This is a genomic window from Nocardia sp. NPDC049707 (assembly GCF_040674855.1).
Taxonomy (GTDB): Bacteria; Actinomycetota; Actinomycetes; order Mycobacteriales; family Mycobacteriaceae; genus Nocardia.
Genome location: NZ_JBFANN010000010.1, coordinates 18835 through 42699, shown reverse-complemented (window position 1 = coordinate 42699; position 23865 = coordinate 18835). Strand labels below are relative to the sequence as shown.

Below are 23865 nucleotides of genomic sequence, written 5' to 3'. Positions count from 1 at the left end.
ACCGAAGGTATCGAAATATTTGACATATCGGCAACTGTGGTTGCACGATAATCAACATAGATACGGGTTCCCGGGCGGCGATCCGGGGAACCATGGGGTCCGCAAACGCCGCTCTTCGATCCAGGAGGTTCCTCATGGCCGATCAACGGACCTATGGCTCGGGCCTGATCCGCGATATCGAGCTGCTGGAAGTACTCGCCCGGCCCGAGGCCGCGGCCGGTCTGGGTGTGTCCCGGATCGCCGAGATCGCCGGGCGCGACAAGGCGCAGGTCTCGCGGGCGCTGGCGACGCTGGCCGAGGCGGGACTGGTCTCCCGCGACGAGGACACCAAGGCGTATCGGCCCGGCTGGCGGCTGTTCGCCCTGGCCACCCACGCCACCGAGACCCAGCTCGCGCACCTGGCTACGCCGTACCTGCGCAAGGTGGTCGCGGGCCTGAACGAGACCACCCACCTGTGCGTGCTGCGCGGCAACCGGGTGCTCACCCTGCACAGCGAGCTGGCCACGCACGCCTTCCGCGGCATCGGCTGGGAGGGTACATCGGTCGACCCCTACACCACCTCGGCCGGACGCACCCTGATGAGCGAATGGGACGAGGAGATGATCGTTCGCTGGTGGAACCTGTTCCCGCCGGACCGCCTCACACCGCCCCTCGCCACCACGATTCCCGTTGGCGTGCAGTCGAATACGGAATCGCTGACCCTGGACTTCCTGTTGGACCGCATCGCCGACATTCGCAAACACGGATACGCCTCCGTGGACGAGGAATTCGAACCAGGCCTCGTCGGTGTCTCCGCCCCCGTCTACGGCTTCCGCGGCGACATCATCGCCGCCCTCAACGTCTCGGCCCCCAAACAGCGCCTGGGCGGCCACCTCCGCGCCGCCGGCGAATTCACCCGCTCGATCGCCGACCAACTCTCGGCGACCCTGGGCGCGCCGATGCGGCGGGCCGCGCCGAAGGCCGGGTGAGTGTCCCGACGGCCCTGGACCCGGTGCCGGAGTTGGTGTCAGAATTCGCAGATAGACGGTGTCGGGATTCACGGATAGAGCCACTTCCCGCGTTGTTGGAGCGGCTGGCCATCCCGCGACCGCCGAACCTGGACGGGTTTACTTCACTCGACAGGACTGCCCGAAATCGACACAGTGACAATGAAATGGCTACCGCCGCAGCCTGAACGACGGGCGGTGCGGCCGGAGCAGCGCTCTCGCCCGTGCGGTCATCAGTGGCAGGGATGATTGCCATATATTCAGCATTAGAATCGCTGAATGGAGTTGAGGCAGGTCGAACACTTCCTCGCCGTCGCGCAGACTGGGAGCTTCACCGCCGCCGCCGCACAGGTGCACGTGGTGCAGTCCGCGCTGAGCGCCTCGATCCGCAAACTCGAGAACGAGCTCGGCTCGGCGCTGTTCGAGCGCACCACCCGCCGGGTCATGCTGACCGAAGCCGGGGATGCCCTGCTGCCGCTGGCCCAGCGGATCCTCGCCGACGTCGACGCCGCCCGCGACGAAGTCGCCGCGATCGCCGGACTCACCCGCGGACGTGTCGCCATCGGCACCATCCAGACCCTGACCGCCATCGACCTGCCGGCCCAGCTCGGCCGGTTCCGCCAGCGCTACCCCGGCATCCACCTCCATGTGCGCGACGGCACCGTGCCCGCCCTGGCCGCCGCGGTCACCAGCGGCGGGCTCGACCTGTCCTTCCTGGCCAGCGCCGAACCACTGGCCGACGGGCTGATCAGCTTCACCCGCTGGACGCAGCAACTCGTGCTGGTCTGCCCCGCCGGGCACCGGCTGGGAAAACGGCGCCGGATCCGACTGCCCGAACTCGAGAACGAACCGTTTCTGGTGTTCAGCCGCAGCGGCATCCACGCCCTGACCGAACGCCACTGCACCGCCGCGGGCGTGCGGCTCAACCCGGTCTGCGAAGCCACCCACGTGCCGCTGCTGGTCGAGCTGGTCGCGGCCGGGCTCGGTGTCACCGTCCTGCCCCGGCCGGTCGCCGAACGGTCCGGGCTGCCCTTCACCGAACTCGACCATCCTGGGTTTCAGCGTGAGATCCACCTCGCCGGCCGCGAGCAGACACCCTCGAACCCGGCCGCCCGCGCTCTGCTCGCACACCTGCTCGACTGAACAGGAAGCTCAGCCATGGACCCCGGCCCACAGCAGAGCGCAACCGACCAGCCCTACCCCGAGCCCCATGATCGTGCACCCGCCCACCGCGACGATCGCCGCCAGTACCAGCGCATAGACCCCGAACCGGCAAAAGAGTCGGGCCGCAGCCGCCGCATCACCGCCTGCCCCGCTGTCGCTTTCCAGCTCCGGCTCCGGCTCGATATCACCGAACGACCCAGCCATTAGCAGCCCCGGTCCGAAGCCCGCGACCATCCACAACACCAACTCATACCTTGCAGTATTCGGTCACAGGCACTACCACGTCCAACACTCATAATCGCTGTAATTCAGCAACCAAAACGATAAATGCCCACACCACGCCGCGTTCAGACGGCAGAAACCGTGGCCATGCGCGCGGAACCGTCACCGAAGACGGCCTGGTCACGATTCTGCCCGGACTCCGAACAGCGGCAAGCACTTATCCAGACCAGTCACTTCCACGGGGACGCTCCGATGGGCCTCCCATCGAGCACGCGTCAGCCGGAGCCGTCGTATCACCGCAGGTTTTCCTCGCACCGCATGCACTTCGAGCCCGTCGTGCTCGTACCCGAGTTTGCGGGAAACGCCGTGCGAACCCAGGTTGTCCTCGAACGCGCCCGACACCGCCGAGCCAGCCCCGAGCCGGGAGAAGGCCAATTCCAGAACCGCCGCCCGCATCTCCGTTCCGATGCCTTGGCCGTGGTGGGTTCGGCCGAGCCAGGATCCAGTGTTCACCTCGGAGCAGACCGCGAAGTCCTTCGCGCCGATCGACTGGGTACCGACCATCTCCCCGTCCCGAAGTACGACGAGGTTGAGTGTCCACGCGTCGACCTGCCAGTCGGCCCAGCATCGCCAATGCCACCGCAGCACCCGCTGTGCACGCTCGTCCGGTTCTGCATCCGTCCACGCCACGGTGAACGGCTGCACCGCCGGATCGTGCACTCCCTCAGCGGCCAAGCTGGCAAGTGCGCCCAGATCCTCCAAATCGGGCATCCGCAGTTCCAGGCGCGGTGTCCGCACCTGTAATCCGGCCAGAGGCCAATACGACATCAAGCTCATGCCCGCCATCATTGCCGCCAGACAACATTCGTGGCCACGAGGTTTCAACAGGCGGGCTCGATCGACTACCACGACGAAGGCCAACACCAGACCAGCAAATAGCAACTGCCGCAGCCATTTACGCATCGAACCAACGGCCATCAACTTGCGTTGGCGCCGGATGCCGCTCGGATGCACCACCACCCCCGCTACCGCCCGGCGCGTCGGAACAGGTCTCGAAGTAGTCCCGTGCTCACCCGACGGCGGCGGGCTCGGCGACAGACCACGCCCGCATTGCGCGACAGTCCGGCGTGGTTGGCTCAGGACAGGTCGGACATATCGAGCACGAAGCGGTATCGGACGTCGTTGCGGGCGAGTCGCTCGAGTGCTTCGTTGACCTGCTTCGAGGGGAAAAGTTCGATGTCGGCGGTGATGTTGTGGGCGGCGCAGAAGTCCAGCAGGGCTGCGGTCGCGGGACGGCCGCCGCTGCCGGCGGAGCTCAGTTTCTTGCGGCCCACGAGCAGGTCCACGGTGGCGGAGGCCCGCACCAACAAAGCGCAGCTGTATGCCTACTTCGGGAACAAGGAGGGGCTGTTCGACGCCATTTTCTTCGGCTCGCTGGAGCGGATCACGAACGTCGTTCCGATCGACGCGACCGATCTCGCGGATTGGGCCGTGCGACTGTACGACGAGTATCTGCACCGCCCCGATCTCATCCGCCTGGCCACCTGGGCGCGCCTGGAACGACGCCCCACCGGTCACCTGGTCGAGGAGGCACATCGCCTCGACGACCGCAAACTACGTGCCATCGCCGAAGCACAGGCCGCCGGCCTCGTGCGCCCCGGCGCCCCATTCGATGTGATGGCCATGGTCATCGCCATGTCGATGGCCTGGTCCCCGGTCAGCAACGTCTACTCCGCCACCGCCGACGAACCGGCCGAACTACACGAGCGGCGTCGCGGCCTACTCCGCGAAACCGTCACACGAGCCGTGATGACCCGCTGAAGCCGCCACGTCCGGGACAGAACCGGTACGCCGCCTATCGTGGAAACGGAAACCGGCTATCTGCTCCAACAATGTGACGCGCGGTCTTCGACCCCGGCGCCGGTAGTTGCGTATGCCGTCGTTCCCGCGAGCGATAGCCACTGGGCGACAAGCCATCTCGCGGAATGCTCGCAAATGCCGAGTTCAGCGGGCCTGGCTGTAGATGATGCGGGCGAGTCGTTTGCGGTGCAGTCAACAGACCCGCGGCGAGAACGATCACCGGCCGATCCAGTAGTCCGGCGGCGGCCTGGTCGTGCAGCTGTTCGGCGGTGATGGCGTCGTGGTCGGATGGCCAAGCCAATCGCCAATCACGATGTCCCGCAGCCCGAACCGGAAGCCGGACATCACCGCTGGTCAAGTCATTGTCGTTGTTTTCCGCACGATGACGGCTACCGCCTGGCGGCACGTATATACAACCAGCACCGGATGGGCGCAAAGATGGACCGGGTAACCGCCTCGTTGCAGCGTTCCCTGCGGCGGGAAGACACAGCCGCGTTCACGCGCGAGATGAACTACCCGAGCCGCTGGGATCGGTACTTCCAGGGATCTATGTCCCTCGCGGACCTGTACCGGTATCCGGGCCAGCACTACGACCACCACCGGAAACAGCTGACCGTCACCGGTGTCCGCGAACAATAGACCGGCTCGCCGAACACACTCTCTTGCCGCGACCCGCGCGTCCGTTCGGGCGGTTCGCCGGGACCGCGGCATCGTGGAGGATGGCTACCTCCTCTGATCTGGATGTCACCTTTGCCGGTGACGACCTCGTGCTCCGGCTGCCCGCGCTGGCTTACCTCGCTCGCTTCTCCGCGGTCTCACGCATCCACACCAAATCCGAACTGCGCCTGTACTTCTACTGGTGCAGCCACCACCAACTCACCCACTCGCGGTGCCGGGCGACAGACGGGGCGTATCCGGACCTGGCCGACTTCACCATCGATGACGCCGGGCGGCCGGCGTCCGTCTCGCGTGACCTGCTGCGCCTCAGTCCGGCAGCCAGTGCAGCTCGCGTGCCAGTGATTTGGCGACGGTGCGGATGCGGCGGTGTAGTGGTGACTGCACGCGCGGGAGGACCAGGTGGATCGTCAAGGTGGGTGCGCCCTGCAGCGGTCGCCACGTGAGACCGGCCGGTTGTGTCGTGACCGCGGCTTCACCGGCCGGAGCGAGGGTGAGCCCGTCGCGTAGGTCGTGCTGAGACATGTCGAAAGAGACTGGGGGCGTGTGGAATCGCGGGTGTGGTCGGGTGTCGCGGAACAGTGCGGACAGCTGATCGTGGATCACGGGGTTGGCCGTACGGTCGGGGAGTCGCAGCGGATACGCGGCCGCATCGGCGATCGCGATCTCCGGGTGTTCGGCCAGCCGATGATGCTGTGCCAATTGGACCCCGACGCGCTGACGCCGCAGCAGGAACCGGCGCACGCCACGACCCGGCTGTTCACCGCGGGTGATCCCCGCATCGATGCGGCCGTCGGCGACCGCGGGGGAGATCTCCGGTGTCGCCATCGGGACCGCGCCGACCTCGAGTCCCGGGCTGCTGCGAATGAGCCTGTCCACCAGGGCCGGTGCCGTCTCGGCCCCCGCGCTGAGGCTGTATCCGATGCGCAGCGTGCCCAGTTCACCGGCCCCCGCATTCCGGGCGGTGTCCCATGCTCGGTCCAGCGCCGCCAGCGCGGGCGGCGCGGACTCCGCCAAAGCCGCACCGGCCGTGGTCAATACGACGCTACGCGTGTTACGAACCAGCAGGCTCGTACCGAGTTCCGCCTCCAATCGGCGCATCCGGGCACTGAGTGCGGGCTGCGCGATGCCGATCCGTGCGGCCGCGCGGGTGAAGTTCAACTCCTGCGCCAGCACCAGAAAGTACCGCAGGCTCACCGTATCCGGCGCCACATGCCCTCCCTGCCGATTGATAACGATCCGTTCTGAGTCTATCCCGTCCCGGTCTTTCCCTCGACCACACATCAAGCCCTAACCTGCGCATATGACGATTCAACTGATCGCGGTACTGGACACCGCACTCACACACACCGGGAGGCAGTCATGCATAAGTTGGTAGTCCTATATCCCAAGCCCGTCGACCCTGACCACTTCCGCGACTACTACGAGACCAACCACCTTCCACTGGCCACGAAGATGCCCGGCCTGCTTGCGTGGCGCTACAGCTTCGACGTGACGGCGACCAACGGAGAAGCGCCGTATTTCGCGGTCTTCGAAGGCGACTTCGCTGACGCCGCCGCCTTGGCCGCGGCGCGGGCGTCGCAGCACGGCCAGCGGGCGGCCGCCGATGTCGTCAACTACGCCACCGGCGGTGCGGTCGTCATCGACTATCCGGTGCAGGACGGCACCGACTGAGGCAGGACGGTACGCTCCGGGACGCGTTCGGTCGGCCGTTGCGGCCAGGTCCCGGCTATCGGCGGAACGCTGTTCCCAGTTGCCGTTTCGTAGAGCGTCAAGGGTGGGCCGATGTCCTGGCCCGCGAAGACGAAGTTTTCCCAACCAAACTGGTCAACCTCGGGCAAGGGCATCGTCGCTGTCCAGGATGAATAAGCAACGCCCAATTCGTTAGCTCGAACGCACTACATTGCCGCGACCCGCGCGTTCGGAGTCGATGCCTGAGGGTGTCGGCAAACGATCGTCTGCCGACAAACTCGACACTCACTCCGAAACCTGCCGGAATCGTGTCGGAATGACGTGTCGGGAAACAATGCCGGAAAACCCTTTGTGACTCGCGGCGGAAGGTGGCGGTGTTTTAGCGGTGCCAAGTGGCGCCGATTACGAGGTGCTGTGGGCGGCCGTGCGGCAGGGGATGGCGCGGGCTATCGACGCTACGCCGAGCGCGGCACCGCGATCGGCGTAGCGTCGATCTTCGGCGATCCGGTTACCTACCGAAACGTTGCCTGATGCGGCGATCTACGCGTGCCGGCTCGGCTCAGAGGTGTCGAGTCCCCCACTGCACGAGCTTCTCAACAGGGATGTCCCATGCCCGTACCGCGGAGTTCGGGACGAACGTCGTGACTTCCGGAAGGTCCTCCAGGTCCGAGACCGTGGCGAGGAAGTGGAGATATCTGCCATCTTCGAGCCGGATCGAGAAGGGTTGCTCCCCATCGTCGGGCCCGGGTTCGAACAACAGCTCGGGCTCATCGGCGAGCCACGGTTCCAGCAGATCCTCGACTTGGGTGAAAGCGACTCCGGTGAGCCAGTCCCGTTGCGGCTGTCCCGTGACGTAATCGTCGATCACGGAGAAGCAGAGAGTCGACCAATCTTCGATATCGCTTGCCCGGCACTGCTCGGCCAGTCCGTCGAGGTCGAAATCATGCACCTCGGGATCCGGATCGCCCGCAGCCAAGCTGACGTAGCCGGCGTCGATATCCTGGCCGTCGGCCCCGAACGAACCCAAGGCGGAGTCCACCTCGTCGGCGAACCTGCGGTACTCGTCGAGTGTGAAGAATTCACACCAGTCGGGGACTGCGTCGCGCGTGGCGGGCGGGTCTGCACGCTCGGCTGCCCGGCAGGCGGCCAGCAGCGGGGTGGCCGACTTCTGCAGGGTGCCCCGTTCTCGGTCTCGGATCAGCTGACGCAGATAGAATTCCGGGAACACACCTGTCGTGAACTCTGCCGGGGTGTTGGAGCGGATGACCGGGGTGCGGTTGTACGGGTTGAGGTCGTCACCTGCACGATCCTGATAACCCCATCGGGCCGGCGCGACACGCAACAGGACTTCACCGATGTATCGCACCGTGCCGGTGGTGAACTCCGCATTGTCCTCGACGTCGATGGCGGCCGGGTCCGGATAGCGCGCGAGCACGATCGGTTCCAGTGCATCCAGGGAGTCGAGGGTGAAGTCGAAAGGAAAGTCCGCGGGCAGGTAGGAACGGCGCCACTGCTCCAGCGCACTCCCCATGCCGGCCAGCCATCTGTCCAGAAAGACGCGCGCCGGTTCGGTCATGTTCTTGCGGTCCTCGACCAGGTATGCCTCGGTTCGGTCATTCTCGTGCATGACCTACATCCTCGCGTGCTCTCGGCGGCTTCCCATCTGTGAATAGCGCGCTCGACTATCCCGCACGACTCACCTCGGGCGATGCGAGAGTGTGCTGGACCTGTCTCGTCCGAGTGTCGGTCGATGCGCCGACCGCGCCTGGCGAACACGCGGGTATCCGGTTCAGTGGTGAAGCGAATCCATCTCATGAGCAACGACGGAACCGCCTCCTCGCCTCATGCTCCTGTCTGTAATAGCCCGCTCACTCGGCCGCATGTGTCTCGTCAACGAACGTTCACGAGGCACCTTGTGCCGCTGAGCGTTTCCGCAGGCCAGATCTGTAAAGGTTGCCGTGTATGCGGCAATGTCAACCTGTCGGGGTTTCAGTTACGCTGCGCCGCATAAGAATCGGCTATGGGCGCGTCTCGACGCGCGATCAGCATCCCGAAGCACAACACGATGCGTTGACCGCGGCCGGATGCGAGAAGATCTTTGTCGACAACGCATCCGGCAAGCTCGCGACCCGGCCGGAACTGGACAAGGCGCTGCTGTCGGCCAACTGTGCCGGTGATCAGCTGGTGGCCCAGCCGCGGGTCGGGTCGAGTCGTTGCAGCCGAGAGGTGTTGAACAGCCGTTGGCCGAGGGCGCTCTTGCAGCCGTGGTGCTTGTAGGCGAAGAACCAGTGTCCGGCCAGCCACAGGATCAAGCCGATCGCGGCCACGACGGCTCCGCGCGCGAGACCACCGATCATGTAGCCGACCCCGGCGGCAATGAGCAGCACCCCTGACCATCGCGCGATGGTGTCGCCGAAAAGCCAGATCACGACCATCACGGCCATCGCGTGGCAGTGATGATGAATAGGGTCGCTGCTGCGAAGAACGGTTCGGTGGCAAGGTGGGTGAGCCACTGGTCGGCTGCTTCCCGGGTCAGGTATCCGGCATCGACGGCTCGATCGCTGACTCGTTTGAGTCCGAGTACTTTGTCGGCGGCAGCGACGTCTCGAAACACCGTGGTGATCGGCAGCACGTCTTCGATGCGGAAACCGCAGCCGACGGCAAGTCTTGGCAGCTGCCGACCGATGTGACTGTTGCGAACGGCGATATCAGTGACGAAACGCTTATATGCCCGTGCGATTTCGAGGTCGGGGTGGTCGATGACCAGCGTGTCCCAATCCGGCTCCGCGAGAACGGCAATGCCGTCCGGTCGCAGAATCCGCCGTATCTCTTCGAGCACCCTCGTCGGTTCTGCCACCTGTTGCAGCACCCGGTCGGTGTGTGCTCGGTCGGTGGTGTCGTCGGGAATGTCAAGGGTGTGGATGTCGCCGCGTCGAAGCTCGATCCGCGCACCGATCAAGGTTTCGGACTGTGCCTCGGTAAGGGCTGCAGCGTCGCTGTCGATGCCGATCACCCGACCGGTCGGGCCAGTCGCCGCAGCGAAACTGCCCAAGTCCGCACCTGGCCCGCAACCGAGATCGACAACGGTCTGGCCTGGCTGTATGTCCAACTGCTCCAGGGCAATCGACTTGTAATGGCGCCCTATGTCCGAGTCCGCCAGGCGACGGAGATAGTTGTTCGGGTGATGTTCCTCGAAGACCGTGGCATTCACCATTTCGAAGTTACCGTCTGCCACTACCGTCGCACCGGGCGACGAGAATCGCGGTCAGGTCCGACGGGCGGGAGTGTCGCTTGCTCCTCTGTCAAGCCGTCGAGGCCAGATGGTCGTTGACCATGGCGCGGAAGACCGCGTCGGAGATTCGGCGCTCGAGTACCCGTAGTGCCTTCATGCCCCCGTCGCCGGAGGCCCGAGGTGCGGTGGGACAGCAGACGGTCGGTATGGGTGAGCAACCCGTGCGCGGAACCGCCCGCCACCACCGGCGAACTCGACTAGGCGGAACGTGAAAACTGGCTCTGGCACATATTCCGTGATCGTCGGCCGCAGCCCGAGATGCACTACTGGACAAGTGATCACGTGGAACTGACGGTGGCATCTCTCGGCCGATGCCGCCACCAGTTCCACCTGATCGGCCGACCAACAGCGCAGAACGTGATCTGATGTGGAGGCGAATACTGTTGAGTGAGCGATCCTATGGGGGTGCGTCACGCGATGTGTGCCAGATCCAGAATTCGCGTGCCGTTGACAAAATAGACTTATTCAATCAGTAAATAACAGCAGCTCAGAGTGTTACAGCTTGTGCCGGAGGGGGTATCGACCAGTGCGCCAACCTCCTGCGACACCGAAAATTGCTGGTCATCGGCAAAGCAGTGGCGTGACGGTTCTGGTCCGGTTGTCGCAGGTTCGTGCCCCGGCGGGCGTGTCGAATATGGGAATGGGACGACCTGCGGTTTATCGGGCGGGCGACTGGTGATCGAAGCCGATTGCCATCTATTGGGAGTGACCCAGCGGTGATCATGAGACAACTCGAACCGTGTCCGGCATCGTCATCTCACGCCGCACGGTGACCCAGCATCTGTCGTCTGGGCCTGAACCGGCGTCAGTTCATCGACCCCACCGGCGAGCTCAACCGCACACCACGCACCATCGTGGCCCACCGGCCTGGGCGCATGGTGTATGTCGACGTGAAAAAGGTCGGCCGCATACCCGACGGTGGTGGCTGGCGTGTCCACGGCAAGGGCTCCGCGCAGGCCAAGGCCGTGGACCGGACCGAAAAACGCAGCACCAGGACCGGATACGCGTATCTGCACTCGGCGGCTACTCCGGAATCGCCTACACCGAAGCTCTGCTCGACGAAAAAGCATTCACCGCAATCGGATTCATGTTCCGAGCCCGAGCGTTCTTCGCCGCCGACGGCGTCGTCTCGATCGAACGCATCGTCACCGACAACGGAGCCATGCTACCGCGCACACGACTTCGCGAAGGTTCTGCTCGGAGCACGACACCAACGCATCACGCCCTACACGCCCCGTCACAACGGCAAGGTCGAGCGCTACAACCGGATCCTGGCCGAGGAATTCCTCTACGCCACGCGAATGGACCTCCGAACACCAGCGATCACACGCCCTCGAAATCTGGAACGTTCACTACAACTATCGACGACCACATTCGACCGCCGGAGGCCGGCCACCAGCATCCCGACTCCGCGGTGGCGTCACCAACGTCACGGCCTCATACACCTGGGGCGAGACGGCACGGTGGTCGCGTCCATCAGCGTCGGCGGGCGGGCCGAGGAGTTCGACGGTGACGCGGTCGCCGCGAAGATCGAGAAGGTGTGTGCCGCGGGGGCGCGGATCACGCGGATCGTGCAGGTGCTACCCCGGGGCTGAGCGGTCGCCGGCTTTCGTGGCGGGCCTCGAACGCATCACCCGCGAGCCCATCGACCAATAGTGCGCGTATTTCCGGGAGGGTCGTTGCGACCAGTGTGAACGTGGCCTCGCGCATCAGCCGTTGCGCGGGATGCCCGGTCTCGAGCGCCGCCGATCCGCTCGCCGCGACCAATGTCGCCGCGGACCGCAGCGCGACCGCTCGTGCCTTTGCCAGCACGTCTGGATCGGGCATGTTGTCCAATCCGGCATGTACGCTGTGCCATTGCTCGCGCAGCAGCGATGCGGGACCCGCGGAGATCTGTTCGAGCAGGTCGATCGCCCGCTCGGCTATCCCACAAGCCACCGCACCATTGAGTCGCGAGCCGATGGTCTGGGCGGTGCAGAAATCGCTGAGGGCCGCCACGCCGCTCACCCGGTCGTCGGGTAGCAGGTGGTTGTCGAACCGCAGCCGTACCGTCGCGGTGGCCTGGCCTGCGACCAGGCAGACCGGAGTGGCCGACAAAGTCTCGGCGGCCGTGGCTTCGATCAGGCCCGAGACCACCGTGTCCGCAGCGTCCGCGGTTTTCTCCCGCGCCGCCACCTGTAGCAGGTCCACGACTCCCCATCCGCTGGCAAACAGCGCATCACCGGTCAGCAGATATCCGCCGTCGATCCGAGTTGCCCACAGTTTCGCCGGTTGCACGATCGCGCCCGTGAATGCCGCGCCCGCACGCTTGCGACCGCTTACCAGGTCGGCGAAGAAGCTCTCGCGCAGATCCGCGTTCGCGGTGTTCGCCAGGCTGCGCACCGCCGAGTGATGCTGCATCCAGATGAACGCCGTCGACAGGCAGCCACCGGCGAGCACTTCGATGATCCGCGCGATGTCGGACAGATCGAGCCCGGCCACCGCCACGCCGTAGAGCCCTTCCGCGGCCAGTGCTTCCCAGTGCCGGGCGGGCACCATGCCGTCCAGATCGACCGCCACCGCGTCCGGATACAGCACCTCTTCGGCCACACGCTGCGCGCGTTCGATCAACGACCGCTCATTGTTCGTCATCGGAAACCGTCCTCGACTCGAAATATCGACCGACAGTACGAAAGTTACTGGAGGCGTGCAGGATACGGGCGGTTTCGTGGCAGAAGATCGCGCCGCTGTGGTCGGCCGGGTGGGTCAGGTTGCGGACCGGGCGACGCTTGCTTCTCCGGAGTCCTTGGGCGACTTTGCGTTCCATGCCGTTGATGACGCGTCGATGATCGAGCCTCTGCGCCGGAATCAGGTGCGTCGGAGTGGATTCGTCGAAAGACTAAGTGGTGGAACGGAATACGACTTCTTATCGGTCTAGCTCATCGAGCGGGCCGGTCCTGTCACACGTGTTGGGGGATAACTGCGCCAGATGCCGGGCGCGCTACGAGTTCCGTCCTGGAACCTGACTATGAGGTCAAATCGATTGAGCCGCAGCCAAGTTCATGCGTGCTCTCCCAAGATTCGGAGGCCCCACCCCTTGACTCGTGATCTGGCGCACACCAAACTCGAACTACTCCAGCAGTTCTGGAGACTTGTCGGCCGACATGCTGAGTTCTATGCGAATCGAGGTTTCGGGCTATGACGACGGGTTTCGTGGCCGTGATGGCTGAAACCGAGGTGCCTGCCGCAGATTTCGACATGACACATATCAAGGAGAACCTGCGCTGGGGCCACTTGTTCTGGCCGGGCTCCGCGGCGCTGACCGAGGAACAGATCGACGATCGAGTGGCCCGCTACCAGCGCTCGATCGAGCGCTTCCGGGCCGGCGGCCTGCGGTTATCCGCGCTTCGTAGTAGCCCCAGACGGTGTAGCTCCCCTGTCGGGAAGCTACACCGCAACAATCCGACCATGTTGCGTCCGGTGGCGGCCGGGCGGCTTACTGCTCGCGTTGACCGACCACGCTGTTCATGCATCGACGAATTGCGATACGGCCGTATAACTTTCGAGGAGCCAGCGATGAACATCTCGATCGGGCAGCCGACGATCCCGGCCTCGGGCAGCGGCACAGACTTTTCCGGCCGCTCACGATGACCGATTCCGGACACATCACGCGAGAAAACTGGGCAGATGAATTCTTCGACGAAGGTTTCCGCGAAACATTCACCATCCTAGGTAGATACGATGACACCGAGAGCGAGATCGAGGCGATTGTCACCTTGCTCCGATTGCCCCTCGGAGCGCGAATACTCGATGTCCCTTGCGGTTTCGGCCGTCACGCCGGACCACTCAGTCGGCGCGGCTATCGCGTCGTCGGTATAGATAACTCACCGAAACAACTCGACGACGCCCGCCGTCGATATCCTGACTGCACCTTCGTCCTGACAGATATGCGAACGCCACCCGCAGGTCCATACGACGCAATTCTGAATCTGTGGACCAGCTTCGGTTTCTTCGACACCCGCGAGGAAGACGTTGCCGCCCTCGCGGCCTGGGCCGACGTTCTCGTTCCCGGGGGCAAGCTCATCATGGAAATCGAAACTCTCGAATACTTCGAGCACCGTGTGCGCAGCGATAGCGAATTGATCAGTACGCAGCGGGTTCAACGGTCCGATCTCGTTGGTCATGCTCGATATGATTGGAACACCCAGGAACTCGACCTCCACTGGAAACGCCCTGGATGGTCTCGACTGGGGCGGCTCCACATGTATTCCCGCCAGCAACTCGAGACGGCAATCTACGAAGCCGGATTCGGCTACGTGGAATTCGCGGGCGACTTTCATGGCCGTCCGGTAGATCCGGATAGCAGAACCGTCATTGTCGCAACCAAGTAGCGCGGCACTAGGTGATATGCAAGGGATCCGGGGCTTGGGGGCGCCTGCGGAGGTAACCCATGCAATAGCCGCCAGCGAGAAGTCCGGGGTGCCCGCGGCGGTGTGTTGCCTGGGGCGAAATAGACTTTGATGCAGAGTATTCCGCTGCCCTTCATCGCCTCAGCTCCGTCGTTCGACAATCCGTCCGGCACACACGTTGACAACCTGGTCGTCAATTCTTCGATGTCGAGGCCCTCGACGCTGGCGCCGACGGCCCGTTGAGCGAGTGCGTCGGCGCTCATGGGACTCGTGCCCACTTCTAGCCCGCCTGACCGGGTGAATCCGCATCCGATGTCGTCGTAGACCTCGGCGCTTGCCACAGCGAGTTCGGTGAGCATCGGAGCTTCGTTGTAGAGGCCGACGAAGCCGGGGGCGTAGCCGGTCGATCCGAGCGAGGCGTCGGGTGCGGACCGCTCCAAAACAGAAACGTGGACGCCGTTGTACCCCAGTAATTCTCGGGCGAGGCAACAGCCGACAATCCCGGCTCCGACGATGACTACCTTGCGTGAGATGATCCACCGTCCTCTCGATGGCGAGACTGCACCTGACGCGGTTCTCATCGCGACCCGTGAGAGTGGTCGCGAATGGGTCCGATGGTCCGGGACATGGCAAAGGCGCCCTGGAAGACGAGATCGTTGGGCCTTCGACGCCGAGTGGGCACGGAATACCTGACGATCACGCCGGCATCAGGTGGTGACGGTCCAGCCGGTCACGCGGAGGAGATCGAGCTTTCCTGCGTCGGGGGTTGCGGCTGCTGCCGTGTAGGTCACCACGCGCAGGTCCGCGCCCGGAACGAGGAGGACGTCGCAGTCGAGCCGGAGGTCGCCGACTTCCGGGTGTTCGATGGTCTTTTGATCTGTCACGTGTTGAGCTGCGGTCCCGGTGGCCCAGTGTCGAGCGAACGCAGGGGAACTTTCGCGCAGGTTCTGCACGAGTTGACGGAGCCGGGTGTCGGCGGGATAGCGAATGACGGCTTCTTTGAGGTCGGCGACAATCGACGCCGCGAAGGCGTCTTCTCCGCGTTCGGACCGGAATGGACGCATCGAGGCGTGCGCGGCGCCGTTACCGAAGATGGCGAGCGCGAGATTCCGCTCGGGGGCGGGGATCTCGCCGGGATCGCCGTGCAGGGCTGTCCACATGCTGTTCCACCACACGAGGGTCCAGTCGGCGGTGAATACCCCGATCGGGATGTCGCCGAGTCGTGCGGCGAGCCGCTGAATGCTGGCAGGTACATGGGTGCTGATGGTCCCGTCCTGTGGCGGTAGCTGTCCGGCGCTGCGATACAGCTGATCGCGTTCGGCGCGGGAAAGCTGAAGCGCGCGCGCGAGAGCGGCGACCACTTGGGGCGAAGGGTTGACGGCGCGTCCCTGCTCCAGGCGGAGAATGTAGTCGACCGAGAGCGCAGCCAGCTGTGCGAGTTCCTCACGGCGAAGCCCTGGAACACGACGGCCGCCGGTGACGGTAAAGCCGGCGTCGGCTGGGGAGAGACGGTCGCGCCATGCGCGCAGAAGTTCGCCGAAGCCGGCGCCGGAGGAAGCCATGATTCCATTCTCACTATTCGGCACCGGACGAGCCTGGGTACTGCTGGTCCTAGTGACGGTCACAGTACTGGTTGACCCGGGCAGGAGCGACGAATGTTGGTGACGCCCCAAGCAATAGACCAGCCGAGGAGACTTTCATGCACACCATCGTTATGACCGGCGCAAGCCGCGGGATCGGGCGGATCGCCGCAGAGCAGATCCTGCGGCGATCGCCGGATGTGCACTTGGTCGTTGTCGCTCGGGGAACATCCGGGGCACAGCTGTCCGAGGAGCTCAGCGCGGGTGGACATAAGGTCTCGTCTGTCTCGGCCGACCTCGCCTCGCTCGAGAGTGTCCGGACCGCCGCAACCGAGATCCGGGATCGACTCGCCGGCGGTGACCTGCCGCCGCTGCGCGGCTTCGTAGGTAACGCCGGTATTCAGTACACGAACGCTCTCACCGCAGGGCCCGACGGGTTGGAGTCGACCTTCGCGATCAATGTGCTTGCCAACCACCTGTTCGTCCGTCTGCTCGAGGACCGCTTCACCGCGCCGGCCCGCATCGTAATCACCGTCAGCGACACTCACTTCGGCGATTTCCGGCACAACCTGGGAATGGTGCCCGGACCGGTCTGGCAATCCTCAGATGTTCTCGCCCGCATCGGTGCGTTTCCTCAGTCGGACACCGCGACCGCCGGTCGCACGGCGTACTCGACAAGCAAGCTTGCCGCGATCTATCTCGTCCACGAATACGCTCGTCGGCTGCCCACCGGGATCGACGCCGTCGCCTACAACCCAGGATTCGTCCCCGGCACCGACCTCGCCCGCAACGCCGACCCTGTGTCCCGGTTTGTGATGCGCCGCGTCTTGCCGACGATGATCCTGACCCCGTTGGCGACCAGTCGCAGGGCCGCGGGGCGGCTGCTCGCCGACGTCGTCCTCGGCACGACCGAGGCGCCGACCGGGTCCTATGTCGACCGTCAGCATGTGGCCCGGTCGTCGAAGGAGTCGTACGACCCGCAGCGCGAAGCCGAGGTTTGGGATACCGCCGAACGTGTCATCGCGGAATACGTCGACTGATCCGGAACTCCGCGCACACTCTCGTTGCCGACGAGAGTGTGCGCTGCAGGGCCTTCACCCGCGCACACTCCGTGTCGCCGGCTCGGTATCGGCGGTCCACAGCCGAGTAGTTCAGGTGCTACCGGATGTGGCGACAGTCCGGTTCAACCGATTGTGGTTGCGAGCGTGCTTCGATTCGAAGCATGTAGTCCCGAATGATCGAGACATACTCGCGGCGAAGTGGCTCATCTTCGAGGTATCCCATATGGGCTGCGCCGGACTGCGTGACATGTTCGGAGTCCGGGATTCGGCCGGCGATATCTGCGAGGTGCGAGGGGATGCACTCGTCGAATTCTCCGCCGAGTACCAGCGTAGGAACGCGAATCCGTTCGAGCTCGGCGAATATGTCCCAATCGTGCAGAACGCCGGTGACATGGTAATCCGCTTGTCCGATCATCGTTCGGAATGTCATCAAGTTCATAAGATCCGGCTCGAGGTTTACCGTCGAGGTGCGCACAACGCATGCTCGCATATATTCTTCTTGGGCAATGCGATAGTCGGGATCGTTCGTTGTTCCGCTGAGCTCACGTCCGTAGGTGCGCTCCAATACATTGCCCGGCAACTTCGCCAGCAGGTCGCGAACCTCGTTCTCGAACCGGGGTATGCTCGCCAATCCGTTGGCGCAGATCAGACTCGTCCACTCGGGTGCCCGCTGTGCGGCGAACTGAAGGCCGAGCATGGCACCCCAGGAGTGCCCGTAGACGTGCGGGCGTTCGAGGCGGAGGCCTTCGGTCACCGCGCCGAGTTCGTCGAGAAAGCGACTCACTGTCAGTAGTGCGGGGTCTTCGATCGGATCCGAACGCCCCACCCCGAGTTGGTCATACCAGATGACCTCACGTTCTCGGGCGACCGGCTCGAAAGCCTCGAACAGAGGATCGCTGGGGTAGCCCGGTCCGCCGTGGATGAGCAGAAGCGGCACGCCACCGCTGCCCATCCTGCGATACCAGACGTTGCCTCCCGGCACGGAGATCTTTCCTTCAGCCATAGCTATCGACCCTGGAGCTGAACGACGGATCCGGTGGTGCCGTTGACCGGCACGTTGTAGGTGTACTCCTCGATTCGGTCGATGAGAACCCCTTCGAACCGAAAGTACATTGCGGCGTGGATTTCGCTATGGGACCCGTCCTTCATAACCATGTGAAGTACATTCTGCTGGAGGACCTCGTTCGAATTCTGGAACTGCCGAGCAACGTCGTACCACAGCGAATCGACGGCAGTAACGAGTGGTTTCAGCTGTTCCAGTTTCTCGTCGATCGTCTGCTCGCCCTCGCCGTCGTAGTGCCATACGGTGGCTGTGCTGGTGCACATCGACCGCATGTTTTCGAAGTCGCACGCCTCCAGATATCGCAGACACTGAATCGCCGTCTCGCTGATGCTCTTTATCATGTCAATTTCTCCATGCGTTGCTCGATGTCGAACGCGAACCGGTGAAACGCCTTTATGTTTCATTGATTCGGCGTAGAGGCAATGGAATCGAGTGTATGGAGAAATCGTCAAAATGAAAGTCTTGACTTATCTTTCGATATCAAGCAGGAGGGTCGCGTCATGCGGAAGCTGTCCACTCGGATCCATACATCTCGCGGGCTGCTCGCAATTGCCTCCCGGTTATGTTCAGCCAGTGGTGTGGATCCGGCCTTGCCATGGTTGACCGCCTTGACGCGGAGCCGCTATCTGCTCGCCATCGGGTCTTCCGTGGGTATCTCGGGTGGTATGACCAGCCGAGGTTGTCGAGGTGGATGTAGACGATGATTCGCGTCTCGGCCGGGCAGACACGGTGTTCGGGTGTCGGTTGGGCAGGTTGGCGCCACCCGCGAGAAGAAGTCGATTCGGTAGGTCAGCATGGCGCCGATATCGTCCGACTAGGTCGATGGGGCTGTCGATGGGGCCAGGAATGCCGAATTCGACATCGACGCCGACGTTGCCGAGCCAGCGATGCCCGCGCCGACAACCAGAACGTTGGGCGGTAGCGGCAGTTGCTGTATCTCCTCGGTGGGCAAGGTAGTACGAGTCGAACTCGGCTACTTTTGGTCCGCCTGGATCTCATTTGCCAGACCAAAACTGCTCACTTGCCGAGAAACGAGCTGTGCCGCGTGGATGTCCACGCGGCACAGCTCGTTTCGAGATCGGGTTGGGATGGTGGTCCGGGCCGGGGATGGTCAGCCGACCGCCTGTACAGCGTCGACGATGACCTTGGCGACCGCGTCGGGCTCAGAGATGGTGAGTGCGTGCGAAGCGCCCGGCACCTCGACGGTCGCGCGGGCTCCGGCGCGTTCGGCCATGAAACGGTGTGCGGCGACCGGGATGTTGAAGTCCGCATCAGGGAAGATGAACCACGACGGCAGACTCTTCCAGTTGGGGGCGCCCGACTTGCCGTTCAGGGCCCGATCGTTCAGCGGACGCTGGGTGAGCGCGTCGATGGCCGCCTGGCTGTTCGGCACATCGGCGGCGAACTGGCGCTGGTACTTGGCGGGCTGGATGTAGAGGTCGGTGCTGCCATCGGGCAGTACCACCTTATCGAGGGTGTCGCCGAGCGTGCTGCCCGGGAACTTGCCGGACAGTTCGCCGATGGTCTCGCCCTCTTCGGGGGCGAAGGCGGCGACGTACACCAGTCCCTTGACCTTCGGATCCTGGATCTGGGAGATGACTTGGCCGCCGTAGGAGTGCCCGACCAAGATGACGGGCCCATTGATCGAGGCCACGACACTGCGGACGGAGTCGGCGTCGCCTTGGACGCTGCGGAGCGGGTTGCCCGCGGCGATGCTGCTGAGACCCTGCTTGTTGAGCTTGTCGATGACACCGTTCCAACTGCTGGATTCGGCGAAGGCGCCGTGGACCAAGACGATGGTCGGCTTGGCGGGGGCCGGGCCCGGGTCGGCGGTCGCGCAACCTGCGCTGGCGATGGTCGCGGTGAGGCCTACCGCGACGGCGGCGAGCTTGACGGCATTGGTGATACGCATGACAGTTCCTCGAGTTCGTGGTGTTGCAGATGATGCGGGGCACACTGCTCGGTGAAGGGGCTCAGCGCTGGACGAAGGGGGTCAGTGCTGGATGAATGCGAGCAGATCGGCTTCGAATGCGGTTCGGAAGTCGCCGTAGAGGCCGTGCGGTGCGCCCGGGTAGATCCGCAGCGTCGCATTCTTGATCAGCTCAGCCGATTTCACCGCTGAGTCGTGCAGCGGAACGATCTGGTCGTCATCGCCATGCGCCACGAGTACCGGAATGTTTACCCGTTTCAGGTCCTCGGTGAAATCGGTTTCGGAGAACTGGGCGATGCATTCGTAGGCGGCGCGTACTCCGACCTGCATGCTCAGCCGCCAGAACGCGCGGCGTGCGCCCTCCGAGACGGTGGCGTCGGGCCGGTTGAAACCGTAGAAGGCTTCGCTGAGCTCCCAGTAGAACTGCGAACGGTCGGTGGTGACACCGGTGCGGATGCCATCGAAAACCGCCATCGGGGTGCCGTCGGGGTTGGTATCGGACTGGACCATGACCGGGGGTACCGCGCCGAGCAGGACCGCCTTCGCGACCCGAGAGCTGCCGTGGCGGCCGAGGTAGCGGGCGACCTCACCGTCGCCGGTGGAATGTCCGACGAGAACGGCATCGTGCAGGTCGAGGTGCTCGATCAGTTCGGCGAGATCGTCGGCGTAGCGGTCCATGGTGTTGCCGTCCCAGGTCTGGCTGGATCGGCCGTGGCCGCGCCGGTCGTGAGCGATGGCGCGGTAGCCGTTCTCGGCGACCAGGCGGGCCTGGTCGTCCCAGGCATCGGCGCTGAGCGGCCAACCGTGGCTGAAGACGACCGGTTGGCCGTTGCCCCAGTCCTTGTAGAAGATCTGGGCGCCATCCGTGGTGGTGAAGGTGTTTGTCATGCCAATGAAATTACGAATCGGGGCACCCCCCGGGAATCAGTCGAACGACTGCATCAATGACTCCGTCGTACTGCAGCCTGGTGACTGAGTCGTGGGTCTCGAGTACTGCAGGTTACTTGCACCGTCGCGTTGTGAAACGGTGGATCCTCTGTCAGGATTCGGCGGGTGGGTAGCGAGATTGCGGAGTCGGGTTTCGATGTCGGTGACGTTCTGGCAGCCACCCCCACTGGCTCCCGGGGGCTGATCGGTCGCGATCGATATCTGGGGTTGCTGCGCGATCTACTCGACCGAGCCGTCGCTGGTAATGGATCGGCATTGGTGCTGCGCGGGGAAGCGGGTATCGGAAAAACGGCGCTACTGGCCGCGATCCGGGATACCGCTACCGAACGGAACCTGACCGTCTTGTCCGCGGTCGGTGTCGAGAACGAGGCCGGACTGCCCTTCGCCGCACTACATCAGCTCCTGCATCCGCTCATGCCCGAGGTTGCGAAACTGTCGGTAGCGCAACAGCACACCCTGCGTGCGGCGTTCGGTCAGGCGGACGGATCCACCGATCTGTATGCGGTGGCGTTGGCCGCGTTGCAGTTGGTCGGCGAGGCCGCCGCGCTGCGCCCGACCGTCTTGATCGTCGATGACCTGCAATGGCTCGACAGTTGTAGTGCTGATGTGCTGAGTTTTCTGGCGCGCCGGATCGGCAGCGATGCGGTGCTCGCGGTCGGCGCCGCCCGGTCCGGGCAGGAGGATCCGGCGCGCCGAGCAGGGCTGCCGGATCTCGTCGTCGAACCGCTCGACGAGCAGGCCGCCACGGTACTGCTCGAGGCACAAGCGCCCGCGCTGACGAGTACCGTGCGGTTGCGATTGCTTGGCCAGGCGGCGGGAAATCCGTTGGCGCTCACCGAGTTACCTCGGGCCCTACGTCAGAACAACGCGGAACGGGTGGCCGAGGAATTGCCGCTCACCGCCCGCCTGAAAGCCGCCTTCGCCGCCCGCTCCGCCGAACTCAGCGAGCCCGCAAGGGTGCTTCTCATCGTCCTCGCCGCCGATGTCACCTGCGATATCCGCCGGTTGCTCCAAGCGGCGACCGAGCTCGCCCGCACCACGGTCGGCACCGGGCACCTGCAGGAAGCCATCGATGTCGGCTTGGTCGAACTATCCGGCGCGACACTGCGATTCCGGCACCCCCTGATGCGATCGGCGACCTACGTCCGCGCGCCGCTGACCCAAAGACTCGGTGCGCACACCATCCTGGCCGATGTCCTTGCCGACTTCCCTGACAAGCAACTCTGGCATCGTGCCGCGGCTACCCTCGGCGCCGACGACACCCTCGCCGCACAACTCGAGCAGTACGCGGAACGATCCCGGGCCTGCGGCGCGACGATGGCGGCTGTTGCCGCTCTGCATCGAGCAGCCGAGCTCGCCGAGCGACCCGACCGGACCACCGCGTTGTTGCTGCACGCCGCGGAACTGGCGAGTGAAACCGGCGCTCGCCGCGAAGCTCGAGATCTCGTCGACCGGGCGAACCTCGGCGCGCTGGGGCCAATCGAGCGGGCACGACTGGCCAACGTGCAGGAAGTCATCGCATTCCACCGCTACGACGACCCCGAACTCCGGATCCGCGAGCTCGTCGATCTCGCCGCCGAGGTTCACGCAGCAGGCAAAACCGACCTGGCGGCGGAACTGCTGTGGCGTGCCGCATCGCGGTGCTTTTTCCAGGACGCCTCGACCGCTGCGCGCGATGCCATTGCCGCCCAACTCGATAACCTCGATCTGCCCGCACAAGACCCACGGGTGCTTGCCATCGATGCCTACAGCGTGCCATGGGATCGCGGTGCGGCCATCCTGGATCAGCTTGCGCAACTGAACCCAGACCGTGCCGACGCCGACTCCATGCGCTTCCTCGGTTACGCCGCGCTATTTCTCGGCGACTTCCGCCGCGGCTCAGCCTATATCGACAACGCCGCCGATATCGGCCGCAACCAGGGGCGACTCGGCCTGCTCTCCGGCATCCTCGGCGCCGGGAACTGGAGCAGAATCTGGCTGGGCGAGTGGGATAAGGTCCGCGCCGAAACCGAGGAGTCCCGGTCCTTCGCCGAGGAGACCGGTGAGGAGTTCTATCTGGTTGCCGGGCGGACCAACCTGGCCATGATCGCCGCACTGCGCGGCGAATCCGAACTCGCGCAGGATCATCTCCGGCAGATCGATGCCAGCCCGTTGGCGACCGGCATGCGGTGTATCCAAGTCGCCGCCCAACAGACCCGCGGCATGATCCACTTGCTCGCGGGCCGCGGCGACGACGCATTCACCGCCTTGCAGCGTGTTTATGATCCGGCGGACCCCGTCAGTCACCCCATGCGGCGCTGGTGGATCGCTCCCGAACTCGCCGACGCCGCCGTCGCAGCGGAAAAGGTCGATGCCGCAAGGCGATTGCTGGCCGAGCTGCCGAGCTTGGCGATGCGGCTACCCGCCCCGATGCTCTGCGTCGTCGATGAGTACAGCCGAGCGGTGCTCGCCGACGACGCCGACGCGGATGCCGCCTACGCCGCCGCACTCAACGGCCATGTCGGCTCCTGGCCCCTGTATCGCGCCCGGCTGCAAATGCATCACGGCCGCCGGTTGCGCCGCCTGCGCCGTATGTCGGAGGCACGTGAGCCACTGCGTGCGGCTCGCGATACCTTCGACGCCCTCGGCGCGGACCCGTGGGCCGAGGTCACCCGCAACGAACTTCGCGCGGCAGGCGAAACCAGTGGCCGCCGCACCCCCAACGCCCGTGACCAGCTCACCTCTCAGGAACTACAGATCGCGACCCTCGCGGCCGACGGTCTCACCAATCGTCAGATCGCCGAGAAACTGTACCTGTCCCACCGAACGGTCGGCTCTCACCTCTACCGCATCTACCCCCGCCTCGGCATTACCAGCCGCGTCGAACTCGCCGCGGCGATCACCGCAACCAGATGACGTCGGTCAACCGGCCGACGCTCCTTCGTGACCATGGGTGGAGTCGCCGTACGGGGGTGAGGTGATCGCCAGGTCGACGGCGCCCCAGCACGAAGTCGGCGATGAGGGC

Annotated in this window: 24 protein-coding genes and 1 pseudogene; 11 read left to right on the top strand and 14 right to left on the bottom strand. The window is 64.5% G+C overall.

The window, feature by feature from the left end:
- Nucleotides 1–134: 134 nt before the first annotated feature.
- Nucleotides 135–968 carry an IclR family transcriptional regulator gene (locus AB0J29_RS12160; RefSeq protein ID WP_364783472.1) on the top strand — a complete coding sequence of 278 codons (834 nt, stop codon included), beginning with the start codon at nucleotides 135–137 and terminating at the stop codon, nucleotides 966–968.
- Between the two features lie 297 nt (nucleotides 969–1265).
- Nucleotides 1266–2129 (top strand): LysR family transcriptional regulator, encoded by an 864-nt coding sequence (locus AB0J29_RS12155; RefSeq protein WP_364783469.1) that lies wholly within the window; start codon nucleotides 1266–1268, stop codon nucleotides 2127–2129.
- 9 nt (nucleotides 2130–2138) lie between these two features.
- On the opposite strand, the gene AB0J29_RS12150 is transcribed toward AB0J29_RS12155, so the two are convergent.
- The 3 genes from AB0J29_RS12150 to AB0J29_RS12140 form a co-directional block, all read right to left on the bottom strand.
- Nucleotides 2139–2384 (bottom strand): hypothetical protein, encoded by a 246-nt coding sequence (locus AB0J29_RS12150; RefSeq protein WP_364783466.1) that lies wholly within the window; start codon nucleotides 2382–2384, stop codon nucleotides 2139–2141.
- A gap of 168 nt (nucleotides 2385–2552) precedes the next feature.
- Entirely contained in the window at nucleotides 2553–3392 is an 840-nt protein-coding gene (locus AB0J29_RS12145) for a GNAT family protein (RefSeq protein WP_364783463.1), read from the bottom strand.
- A 116-nt stretch (nucleotides 3393–3508) separates the two neighbouring features.
- Nucleotides 3509–3736 (bottom strand): hypothetical protein, encoded by a 228-nt coding sequence (locus AB0J29_RS12140; RefSeq protein WP_364783460.1) that lies wholly within the window; start codon nucleotides 3734–3736, stop codon nucleotides 3509–3511.
- Here AB0J29_RS12140 and AB0J29_RS12135 point away from each other — a divergent pair.
- Together AB0J29_RS12135 and AB0J29_RS12130 are read left to right on the top strand one after the other, a co-directional pair.
- Entirely contained in the window at nucleotides 3720–4193 is a 474-nt protein-coding gene (locus AB0J29_RS12135; RefSeq protein WP_364783457.1) for a TetR/AcrR family transcriptional regulator, read from the top strand. The two genes, AB0J29_RS12140 and AB0J29_RS12135, sit on opposite strands and share 17 nt — an antisense overlap.
- Before the next feature lie 327 nt (nucleotides 4194–4520).
- Nucleotides 4521–4871 carry a hypothetical protein gene (locus tag AB0J29_RS12130; protein WP_364783454.1) on the top strand — a complete coding sequence of 117 codons (351 nt, stop codon included), beginning with the start codon at nucleotides 4521–4523 and terminating at the stop codon, nucleotides 4869–4871.
- A gap of 345 nt (nucleotides 4872–5216) precedes the next feature.
- On the opposite strand, the gene AB0J29_RS12125 is transcribed toward AB0J29_RS12130, so the two are convergent.
- On the bottom strand, nucleotides 5217–6119 hold the full coding sequence (locus tag AB0J29_RS12125; RefSeq protein ID WP_364783451.1) for a LysR family transcriptional regulator: 903 nt from the start codon (nucleotides 6117–6119) through the stop codon (nucleotides 5217–5219).
- 150 nt (nucleotides 6120–6269) lie between these two features.
- On the opposite strand from AB0J29_RS12125, the gene AB0J29_RS12120 reads away from it, so the two are divergent.
- Nucleotides 6270–6581 (top strand): EthD family reductase, encoded by a 312-nt coding sequence (locus AB0J29_RS12120; protein WP_364783448.1) that lies wholly within the window; start codon nucleotides 6270–6272, stop codon nucleotides 6579–6581.
- A gap of 577 nt (nucleotides 6582–7158) precedes the next feature.
- Here AB0J29_RS12120 and AB0J29_RS12115 read toward each other — a convergent pair.
- On the bottom strand, nucleotides 7159–8226 hold the full coding sequence (locus tag AB0J29_RS12115) for a hypothetical protein (protein WP_364783445.1): 1068 nt from the start codon (nucleotides 8224–8226) through the stop codon (nucleotides 7159–7161).
- 335 nt (nucleotides 8227–8561) lie between these two features.
- Between AB0J29_RS12115 and AB0J29_RS12110 the strand changes: the two genes are divergently transcribed.
- Nucleotides 8562–8876, top strand: coding sequence for a recombinase family protein (locus AB0J29_RS12110; RefSeq protein WP_364783442.1), 315 nt, complete (start codon nucleotides 8562–8564; stop codon nucleotides 8874–8876).
- On the opposite strand, the gene AB0J29_RS12105 is transcribed toward AB0J29_RS12110, so the two are convergent.
- Nucleotides 8777–9043 (bottom strand): hypothetical protein, encoded by a 267-nt coding sequence (locus AB0J29_RS12105; protein WP_364783439.1) that lies wholly within the window; start codon nucleotides 9041–9043, stop codon nucleotides 8777–8779. The genes AB0J29_RS12110 and AB0J29_RS12105 overlap by 100 nt on opposite strands.
- Entirely contained in the window at nucleotides 9034–9834 is an 801-nt protein-coding gene (locus AB0J29_RS12100; RefSeq protein ID WP_364783436.1) for a methyltransferase domain-containing protein, read from the bottom strand. The genes AB0J29_RS12105 and AB0J29_RS12100 overlap by 10 nt, the downstream gene beginning before the upstream one ends.
- Before the next feature lie 802 nt (nucleotides 9835–10636).
- Here AB0J29_RS12100 and AB0J29_RS12095 point away from each other — a divergent pair.
- A pseudogene (locus tag AB0J29_RS12095) lies at nucleotides 10637–11337 on the top strand (integrase core domain-containing protein); the annotation flags it as partial.
- Nucleotides 11338–11451: 114 nt separating this feature from the next.
- Here AB0J29_RS12095 and AB0J29_RS12090 read toward each other — a convergent pair.
- Entirely contained in the window at nucleotides 11452–12522 is a 1071-nt protein-coding gene (locus AB0J29_RS12090) for an acyl-CoA dehydrogenase family protein (RefSeq protein WP_364783433.1), read from the bottom strand.
- Nucleotides 12523–13068: 546 nt separating this feature from the next.
- Here AB0J29_RS12090 and AB0J29_RS12085 point away from each other — a divergent pair.
- Both AB0J29_RS12085 and AB0J29_RS12080 read left to right on the top strand, forming a co-directional pair.
- Complete coding sequence (locus tag AB0J29_RS12085) at nucleotides 13069–13521, top strand: hypothetical protein (protein WP_364783430.1); 453 nt, start codon at nucleotides 13069–13071, stop codon at nucleotides 13519–13521.
- A complete protein-coding gene (locus AB0J29_RS12080) occupies nucleotides 13518–14261 on the top strand; it encodes a class I SAM-dependent methyltransferase (RefSeq protein ID WP_364783427.1) in 744 nt (247 codons plus the stop codon). The genes AB0J29_RS12085 and AB0J29_RS12080 overlap by 4 nt, the downstream gene beginning before the upstream one ends.
- On the opposite strand, the gene AB0J29_RS12075 is transcribed toward AB0J29_RS12080, so the two are convergent.
- Nucleotides 14207–14860, bottom strand: coding sequence for an FAD-dependent oxidoreductase (locus tag AB0J29_RS12075; RefSeq protein WP_364783424.1), 654 nt, complete (start codon nucleotides 14858–14860; stop codon nucleotides 14207–14209). The genes AB0J29_RS12080 and AB0J29_RS12075 overlap by 55 nt on opposite strands.
- Nucleotides 14861–14986: 126 nt before the next feature.
- Nucleotides 14987–15841 carry a helix-turn-helix transcriptional regulator gene (locus AB0J29_RS12070; protein WP_364783421.1) on the bottom strand — a complete coding sequence of 285 codons (855 nt, stop codon included), beginning with the start codon at nucleotides 15839–15841 and terminating at the stop codon, nucleotides 14987–14989.
- A gap of 137 nt (nucleotides 15842–15978) precedes the next feature.
- Between AB0J29_RS12070 and AB0J29_RS12065 the strand changes: the two genes are divergently transcribed.
- Nucleotides 15979–16899, top strand: coding sequence for an SDR family NAD(P)-dependent oxidoreductase (locus AB0J29_RS12065; protein ID WP_364783418.1), 921 nt, complete (start codon nucleotides 15979–15981; stop codon nucleotides 16897–16899).
- A 118-nt stretch (nucleotides 16900–17017) separates the two neighbouring features.
- Here the strand turns inward: AB0J29_RS12065 and AB0J29_RS12060 are convergent, their stop codons facing one another.
- The 4 genes from AB0J29_RS12060 to AB0J29_RS12045 form a co-directional block, all read right to left on the bottom strand.
- Nucleotides 17018–17923 (bottom strand): proline iminopeptidase-family hydrolase, encoded by a 906-nt coding sequence (locus AB0J29_RS12060; RefSeq protein WP_364783415.1) that lies wholly within the window; start codon nucleotides 17921–17923, stop codon nucleotides 17018–17020.
- A 2-nt stretch (nucleotides 17924–17925) separates the two neighbouring features.
- A complete protein-coding gene (locus AB0J29_RS12055; RefSeq protein WP_364783412.1) occupies nucleotides 17926–18246 on the bottom strand; it encodes a hypothetical protein in 321 nt (106 codons plus the stop codon).
- 848 nt (nucleotides 18247–19094) lie between these two features.
- Nucleotides 19095–19895: an alpha/beta hydrolase gene (locus AB0J29_RS12050; protein WP_364783409.1), complete on the bottom strand. Its 801-nt coding sequence runs from the start codon at nucleotides 19893–19895 to the stop codon at nucleotides 19095–19097.
- Nucleotides 19896–19976: 81 nt separating this feature from the next.
- Entirely contained in the window at nucleotides 19977–20801 is an 825-nt protein-coding gene (locus AB0J29_RS12045) for an alpha/beta hydrolase (protein WP_364783406.1), read from the bottom strand.
- Between the two features lie 165 nt (nucleotides 20802–20966).
- Between AB0J29_RS12045 and AB0J29_RS12040 the strand changes: the two genes are divergently transcribed.
- Nucleotides 20967–23756: an AAA family ATPase gene (locus tag AB0J29_RS12040; RefSeq protein ID WP_364783403.1), complete on the top strand. Its 2790-nt coding sequence runs from the start codon at nucleotides 20967–20969 to the stop codon at nucleotides 23754–23756.
- The last annotated feature ends 109 nt before the right edge of the window (nucleotides 23757–23865 follow it).

What these genes read in the sequence shown, in the direction of transcription:
- AB0J29_RS12160 (WP_364783472.1), top strand. Translation starts at nt 135, where the DNA reads ATGGCCGATCAACGGACCTATGGCTCGGGCCTGATCCGCGATATCGAG.
- AB0J29_RS12155 (WP_364783469.1), top strand. Translation starts at nt 1,266, where the DNA reads ATGGAGTTGAGGCAGGTCGAACACTTCCTCGCCGTCGCGCAGACTGGG.
- AB0J29_RS12150 (WP_364783466.1), bottom strand. Translation starts at nt 2,384, where the DNA reads ATGGTCGCGGGCTTCGGACCGGGGCTGCTAATGGCTGGGTCGTTCGGT.
- AB0J29_RS12130 (WP_364783454.1), top strand. Translation starts at nt 4,521, where the DNA reads ATGGCCAAGCCAATCGCCAATCACGATGTCCCGCAGCCCGAACCGGAA.
- AB0J29_RS12120 (WP_364783448.1), top strand. Translation starts at nt 6,270, where the DNA reads ATGCATAAGTTGGTAGTCCTATATCCCAAGCCCGTCGACCCTGACCAC.
- AB0J29_RS12115 (WP_364783445.1), bottom strand. Translation starts at nt 8,226, where the DNA reads ATGCACGAGAATGACCGAACCGAGGCATACCTGGTCGAGGACCGCAAG.
- AB0J29_RS12110 (WP_364783442.1), top strand. Translation starts at nt 8,562, where the DNA reads ATGCGGCAATGTCAACCTGTCGGGGTTTCAGTTACGCTGCGCCGCATA.
- AB0J29_RS12105 (WP_364783439.1), bottom strand. Translation starts at nt 9,043, where the DNA reads ATGGCCGTGATGGTCGTGATCTGGCTTTTCGGCGACACCATCGCGCGA.
- AB0J29_RS12090 (WP_364783433.1), bottom strand. Translation starts at nt 12,522, where the DNA reads ATGACGAACAATGAGCGGTCGTTGATCGAACGCGCGCAGCGTGTGGCC.
- AB0J29_RS12085 (WP_364783430.1), top strand. Translation starts at nt 13,069, where the DNA reads ATGACGACGGGTTTCGTGGCCGTGATGGCTGAAACCGAGGTGCCTGCC.
- AB0J29_RS12080 (WP_364783427.1), top strand. Translation starts at nt 13,518, where the DNA reads ATGACCGATTCCGGACACATCACGCGAGAAAACTGGGCAGATGAATTC.
- AB0J29_RS12075 (WP_364783424.1), bottom strand. Translation starts at nt 14,860, where the DNA reads ATGAGAACCGCGTCAGGTGCAGTCTCGCCATCGAGAGGACGGTGGATC.
- AB0J29_RS12070 (WP_364783421.1), bottom strand. Translation starts at nt 15,841, where the DNA reads ATGGCTTCCTCCGGCGCCGGCTTCGGCGAACTTCTGCGCGCATGGCGC.
- AB0J29_RS12065 (WP_364783418.1), top strand. Translation starts at nt 15,979, where the DNA reads ATGCACACCATCGTTATGACCGGCGCAAGCCGCGGGATCGGGCGGATC.
- AB0J29_RS12060 (WP_364783415.1), bottom strand. Translation starts at nt 17,923, where the DNA reads ATGGCTGAAGGAAAGATCTCCGTGCCGGGAGGCAACGTCTGGTATCGC.
- AB0J29_RS12055 (WP_364783412.1), bottom strand. Translation starts at nt 18,246, where the DNA reads ATGTGCACCAGCACAGCCACCGTATGGCACTACGACGGCGAGGGCGAG.
- AB0J29_RS12050 (WP_364783409.1), bottom strand. Translation starts at nt 19,895, where the DNA reads ATGCGTATCACCAATGCCGTCAAGCTCGCCGCCGTCGCGGTAGGCCTC.
- AB0J29_RS12045 (WP_364783406.1), bottom strand. Translation starts at nt 20,801, where the DNA reads ATGACAAACACCTTCACCACCACGGATGGCGCCCAGATCTTCTACAAG.